At 73.1% G+C, this 5,752-nt stretch carries 6 protein-coding genes; 1 reads left to right on the top strand and 5 read right to left on the bottom strand.

All coding sequences use genetic code 11. The annotated features are described in order from the left end of the window. Positions 1–73: 73 nt before the first annotated feature. The 4 genes from HUW36_RS24010 to HUW36_RS24025 all read right to left on the bottom strand — a co-directional run bounded on the left by HUW36_RS24010 (position 74) and on the right by HUW36_RS24025 (position 3,086). Positions 74–556 (bottom strand): SRPBCC family protein, encoded by a 483-nt coding sequence (locus HUW36_RS24010; RefSeq protein WP_174530251.1) that lies wholly within the window; start codon positions 554–556, stop codon positions 74–76. Between the two features lie 113 nt (positions 557–669). Continuing rightward, positions 670–879 carry a DUF397 domain-containing protein gene (locus HUW36_RS24015; protein WP_174530252.1) on the bottom strand — a complete coding sequence of 70 codons (210 nt, stop codon included), beginning with the start codon at positions 877–879 and terminating at the stop codon, positions 670–672. Between the two features lie 144 nt (positions 880–1,023). Next, entirely contained in the window at positions 1,024–2,223 is a 1,200-nt protein-coding gene (gene fahA / locus HUW36_RS24020; protein WP_174530253.1) for a fumarylacetoacetase, read from the bottom strand. Further along, positions 2,220–3,086, bottom strand: coding sequence for a hypothetical protein (locus HUW36_RS24025; protein ID WP_174530254.1), 867 nt, complete (start codon positions 3,084–3,086; stop codon positions 2,220–2,222). The genes fahA and HUW36_RS24025 overlap by 4 nt, the downstream gene beginning before the upstream one ends. Before the next feature lie 94 nt (positions 3,087–3,180). Here HUW36_RS24025 and HUW36_RS24030 point away from each other — a divergent pair, with 94 nt between their 5' ends. Beyond that, positions 3,181–4,347 (top strand): homogentisate 1,2-dioxygenase, encoded by a 1,167-nt coding sequence (locus HUW36_RS24030; protein ID WP_174530255.1) that lies wholly within the window; start codon positions 3,181–3,183, stop codon positions 4,345–4,347. A 49-nt stretch (positions 4,348–4,396) separates the two neighbouring features. Here the strand turns inward: HUW36_RS24030 and HUW36_RS24035 are convergent, their stop codons facing one another. Then, positions 4,397–5,437 carry an NAD(P)-dependent alcohol dehydrogenase gene (locus tag HUW36_RS24035; protein WP_174530256.1) on the bottom strand — a complete coding sequence of 347 codons (1,041 nt, stop codon included), beginning with the start codon at positions 5,435–5,437 and terminating at the stop codon, positions 4,397–4,399. Positions 5,438–5,752: the final 315 nt, after the last annotated feature.

Here is a 5,752-nt window from a genome sequence, read left to right on the forward strand (position 1 = left end):
CGCCATCAGCCACCTCCGCCCCGGCACCCTACCGGCCGGGTCCGGGCCGGGTGCGGCGAGCGGTCGGGTCGGCTCAGGCGGCTTCGGCGGAGCGGGCGGGACCGGCGGCGAGTGCCAGGTCGGCCAGGTCACGCCGGAGCGCGCCCTCCACCGCGCGGGCGGCGAGGCCGCCGAGGATCAGGGCCAGCACCCGCCCGTACGGCCGGGTGGGCACCGCCTCCTGCTCGACGGTGACCTCGGTGCACCCACGCCGCCGCCGTTCGACCGTGCGCAGCGTCCAGGTGATCCGGTAGTCGACGCCCGCGCCCCGGGAGTCGAGCACCAGGCGGGCCGGCGCCACGGCCTCGACCACCTGGTATTCCTCCGGCTCGGTGCCGCCGTCCGGCCGGACGCGGGTCTCCCGCCAGACCGTGCCGGGCCCGAAACCGCCGGTGCCGAGGACCTCGACCGCACCCACCGCCGACAGCCAGTCGGCGCGGGCCGGGAGGTCGGTGAGCAGGCGCCACAGGTCGGCGTCCTGCGCTTCGATGAATGCGGAAACCGTCACCGTCGACATGGCACCTCCCGTGTCGTCCACGGTACGGGCCGTCACCGGAAAACGGGGGGCCTTGTGGGTGACATTTCCACCACCGGTGCCCCGAGCGGGGCACCGGGGTATCCGACGGGCGGTCAGCCGTGGAGGGTTCCGCCCCGCAGCGCGGTGACGAACGCCGTCCAGCCCGGCGGGCTGACCGCGAGCGCCGGACCGTCCGGGTCCTTGGAGTCGCGTACGCCCACCACGCCGTGCGCGGTGACCACGTTGGTCGCCACCTCGACACAGAGGCCCTGATCGTTGGAGCGGCTGCTGGTCCGCCAGACGGCTCCGGTCAGCTCGGTCATGCTCGGTCCTTCCTGTTTCGGCTTCATCCGACTCGGGCACGCCGGGGGCCGCCCGGACGCGCGCGATCCGAGTCGATCAACGCGGAAGGAAACGGCCTCGATCGCACCCGATGTGCGATCGAGGCCGTCCGGCGGAAGGTGGGCTCAGCGGGCGGGGAGGACCGTCCCGGTGACCTCGCCCAGCGCGATCGTGGTGCCGTCCGGGCCGGGCGCGGTGGCGGTGATCGTCACCGTGTCGCCGTCCTCCAGGAAGGTCCGCTCGCTGCCGTCGGCGAACGTGACCGGCTCGGACCCGCCCCAGGTCAGCTCCAGGAACGAGCCGACCTGACCGCGCTCGGGACCGGAGACGGTCCCGGAGGCGTAGAGGTCGCCGGTGCGCAGCGAGGCGCCGTTCACGGTGAGGTGGGCGAGCTGCTGCGCCGGGGTCCAGTACATGGTGGCGAACGGCGGCTCGGCCACCCGCTCGCCGTTCCACTCCACCGACAGGGTCAGGTCCAGCCCGAGGTGCGGGGTGTCCCGCAGGTAGTCCTGCACCGGCGGGTCCTGGTCCGGCGCGGGCACGAACGCGTCGGCGAGCGCCTCCAGCGGGGTGACCCAGCCGGAGACCGAGGTGGCGAACGACTTGCCCAGGAACGGGCCGAGCGGCTGGTACTCCCACGCCTGGATGTCCCGGGCCGACCAGTCGTTGACCAGCACCACGCCGAACACGTGGTCGGCGAAGTCGGCCGCCGGCACCCGGTCGCCGAGCCGGCTCGGCACGCCGACGACGAAGCCGACCTCGGCCTCGATGTCCAGGCGTACGGACGCGCCTGTGGTCGGGCCCTGCGCGCTGGCCCGCTGCCCGGTGGGGCGGACCACCGGGGTGCCGGAGACGACCACGGTGCCGGCCCGGCCGTGGTAGCCGATCGGCACGTGCTTCCAGTTCGGCAGCAGCGGCGGCTGGCCGGGCCGGAAGATCTGCCCGACGTTCCCGGCGTGGTGCTCCGAGGAGTAGAAGTCGACGTAGTCCGCCACCTCGAACGGCAGCAGCAGCTCGACCTCGCGCAACGGCACCAGCAGCGGCTCCGCCGCCGGGCGGTGCGCCGGATCGGTGAGCAGCTCGACGACCCGCTGCCGGACGGCGGTCCACTGCGGGCGGCCGAGCGCCAGGAAGTCGTTCAGCGTGGGCCGGCCGAGCGCGCCCCCGGCCAGCACCAGCCCGGCCGCCTCCGCGCCGGCCAGGTCGAGCACGAAGTCGCCGATGCGGACGCCGATCCGCGGCTCGCGGTCGCCGTGCCGGAACACCCCGTACGGCAGGTTGGTCACCCCGTACGGCGAACCCGCCGCACCCGACACCCATGTCATTGTTCGAAGCCCCCGTTCACCAGCCCCAGCCGGATCAGATCGGTAAGTGGTTCGGAGATGCTGCACGAGCCGTAGCCGACCCAGAGCGACCGCTCGGACTCGCGGTGGGCCCGGGCCGACTCGACCACGCGCAGCGGGTCGGTGGCGGCCAGCAGCTCGGCGACGGCGTCCACCTCGGCGCCCTCGACCGCGGCCAGCGTCGCGGCCAGCACGTTGACGAAGCCGTGGTGGGTGAAGCCGGTCTCCGGGTCCCGGTGCCGGATCGCGTGGTGCAGCCCGGCGGTGAGCTTGAACGGCAGCGCACGGTCGCGGCAGGCGCAGATCACCGCGGCCAGCTCGACGGGAGTCGGGAACAACTCCGCGGCGAGCCCGCCGGTGCGGAACTTGGCCGCCACCGGCAGCCCGCCGGCCCGGGCCCGGGCGAGCGCGTCCAGCGCGTCCATCAGCCCGAGCGTCAGCGGGATCTCCGCGTACACGGAGGTGCCGTCGAGCCGGCCGGCGAGCGAGACCAGCTCGGCCACGCCCGGGGCGGGGTCCTCGCCGCGCTTGGCGACCGGCGCCTCGACCTGCCGGGCGGTCGCGCCGACCGGGGCCAGGGACGACAGTGCGGCGGGCAGCCCGTCGAGGCCGGTGTCGCCGATCAGGCCGACGACCAGGCCCTCGGCCGGGTCGACCAGGCCGGTCAACGCACCGGTCCGGATGTCGGAGGCGGGCAGCAGCAGCGGGCCGACCAGGTCGGCGTACCAGGCCGCGCGGTGCGTGCGGTGCGCGGCGACCGCGTCGGGAAGCGCGGCGTTGCCGGGCGGGAAGACCGCGGCGTCGTCGACCAGGCCGGCGAGGAGGCGGGGCACCTGCGTTGACACGAGACAAGAATGTACGGGACGCTACAAGGAACGGACAACCGCGTCCGATTATCGGACGCCACCGGCCGGAGAACGGGACATAACGGGAGGCGAGATGCCGTACTACCGCAGCGTCGGCGAGGTGCCCCGCAAGCGCCACACCCAGTTCCGGCAGCCCGACGGCACGCTCTACGCGGAGGAGCTGGTCGGTCAGGAGGGCTTCTCCTCCGACTCGTCCCTGCTCTACCACCGGCACGCGCCGACCGCGATCCTCGCCGCCGAGGAGTTCGCCCCGCCCACCGTCACCCGCAAGCCGAACCTGCCGCTCAAGCCGCGCCACCTGCGCACGCACAAGCTCGACGGCACCGGGGCGGACCCGGTGCTCGGCCGGCAGTACCTGCTGGCCAACGACGACGTCCGGATCGCCTACGTGCTGGCCGACCGGCCCTCACCGCTGTTCCGCGACGCCACCGGCGACCACTGCCTCTACCTGGAGTCCGGCTCGCTGCGGGTGGAGTCGCCGTTCGGCGTGCTCGACGCGGTCGCCGGCGACTACGTGGTCATCCCCACCTCGACCATCCACCGCCTGGTGCCCACCGGCGACGAGCCGACCCGGCTGCTCGCGGTGGAGGCGTCCGGCCACATCGGCCCGCCCAAGCGCTACCTCTCCGTCCGCGGGCAGTTCCTGGAGCACGCGCCCTACTGCGAGCGCGACGTCCGGGGACCGGACACCCCGCTGCTGGTCGACGGCGAAGAGGTGGAGGTGCTGGTCAAGCACCGTCGCGGATGGACGAGGTACGTCTACGCCAACCACCCGTTCGACGTGGTCGGCTGGGACGGGCACCTGTACCCGTGGGCGTTCTCCATCCACGACTTCGAGCCGATCACCGGGCGGATCCACCAGCCGCCGCCGGTGCACCAGACGTTCCAGGGCCCGAACTTCGTGATCTGCTCGTTCGTGCCACGCAAGGTGGACTACCACCCGGCCGCCATCCCGGTGCCGTACAACCACCACAACGTCGACTCCGACGAGATGCTGTTCTACACCGGCGGCAACTACGAGGCCCGGCGCGGCTCCGGGATCGAGCAGGGCTCGATCTCCCTGCACCCGTCCGGCTTCACCCACGGCCCCCAGCCGGGTGCCGCCGAGCGGTCGATCGGGGCGGACTTCTTCGACGAGCTGGCGGTCATGGTGGACACGTTCCGCCCGCTCGACCTCTGCGACGCGGCCGCCGACTGCGAGGATGACGGCTACGCCTGGACCTGGGCGCGCAAGCCCTGACGTACGCCGAGAGGGGCCGCGCGCAGCGACCCCTCTCGGATGTCGACGGTCAGAACGTCGACGCGTCGATGACGAACCGGTAGCGCACGTCGGACGCGAGCACCCGCTCGTACGCCTCGTTGATCTTCTCGGCCGGAATCACCTCGATCTCGGCGCCCAGCCCGTGCTCGGCGCAGAAGTCGAGCATCTCCTGGGTCTCGGCGATGCCGCCGATCATCGAGCCGGCGAACGACCGCCGGGCCGGGATCAGCGAGAACGCGCGTACCGACAGCGGGTCCTCCGGCGCGCCCACGTTGACCAGCGTCCCGTCCACGGCCAGCAGGCCCAGGTACGCGTCCAGGTCGATGGCGGCGCTGACCGTGTTGACGATCAGGTCGAACGAGCCGGCCAGGTCGGTGAACGTCGCCTCGTCCGAGGTGGCGTGGTAGTGGTCGGCACCGAGCCGCAGCCCGTCCTCCCGCTTCTTCAGCGACTGGGAGAGCACGGTCACCTCGGCACCCATGGCGTGGGCCAGCTTGACGGCCATGTGGCCCAGACCGCCCATGCCGATCACGGCCACCCGACGGCCCGGCCCGGCGTTCCAGTGCCGCAACGGCGAGTAGGTGGTGATGCCGGCGCAGAGCAGCGGCGCGGCGGCGTCCAGCTCGAGGCCGTCCGGGATGCGCAGCACGAAGTCCTCGGTGACCACGATGGCCTGCGCGTAGCCGCCCTGGGTCGGCTGGCCGTCCCGGCCCACCCCGCCGTACGTGCCGATGTTGCCCTTGAGGCAGTACTGCTCCAGACCCTTGCGGCAGTTGTCGCACTCCCGGCAGGAGTCGACCATGCAGCCGACGCCGACCCGGTCACCGACGGCGAACTTGGTCACCGCGGAGCCGACCTCCCGGACCACGCCGGCGATTTCGTGACCGACCACGATCGGGTAGGTGGTCGGGCCCCACTCGCTGCGTGCGGTGTGGATGTCGGAGTGGCAGATGCCGGAGAACTTGATGTCGATGAGGACGTCGTCCGGTCCGAGGTCCCGCCGCTCGATCGTGGTCGGAGCGAGCGGTTCGGTCGCGGACGTCGCCGCGTAGGCGTTGACGGTGAGCACGGGTTCCCGCTTCCTGCAGCCGGTGGTTTCCTTCCGGGCCGGGACACGTCCGGCCCACGACACAGCCTGTCGCTCCGGTTCTCCTACCCGCCGGCCACCCCGGTCGACACGTTCGCTTCCTCACCCCGCCGAACGGGAATAGCGGGTGGGCGGGCGCTCAGCGACGGGCGAGTGCGGTGACGCCGGCGAGCACGGCGGCGGTGACCGCCCCCACCAGCGGCCACGGGCCGCCGACCAGCGCGTACACCGCCAGCAGCAGCGGCGCGGCGGCCGCCGCGTAGACCGCCGGGGCCAGGCCACGGGCCATCGCGTCCC

It is taken from the genome of Micromonospora maritima (assembly GCF_902825405.1).
GTDB classification, from domain to species: domain Bacteria; phylum Actinomycetota; class Actinomycetes; order Mycobacteriales; family Micromonosporaceae; genus Micromonospora; species Micromonospora maritima.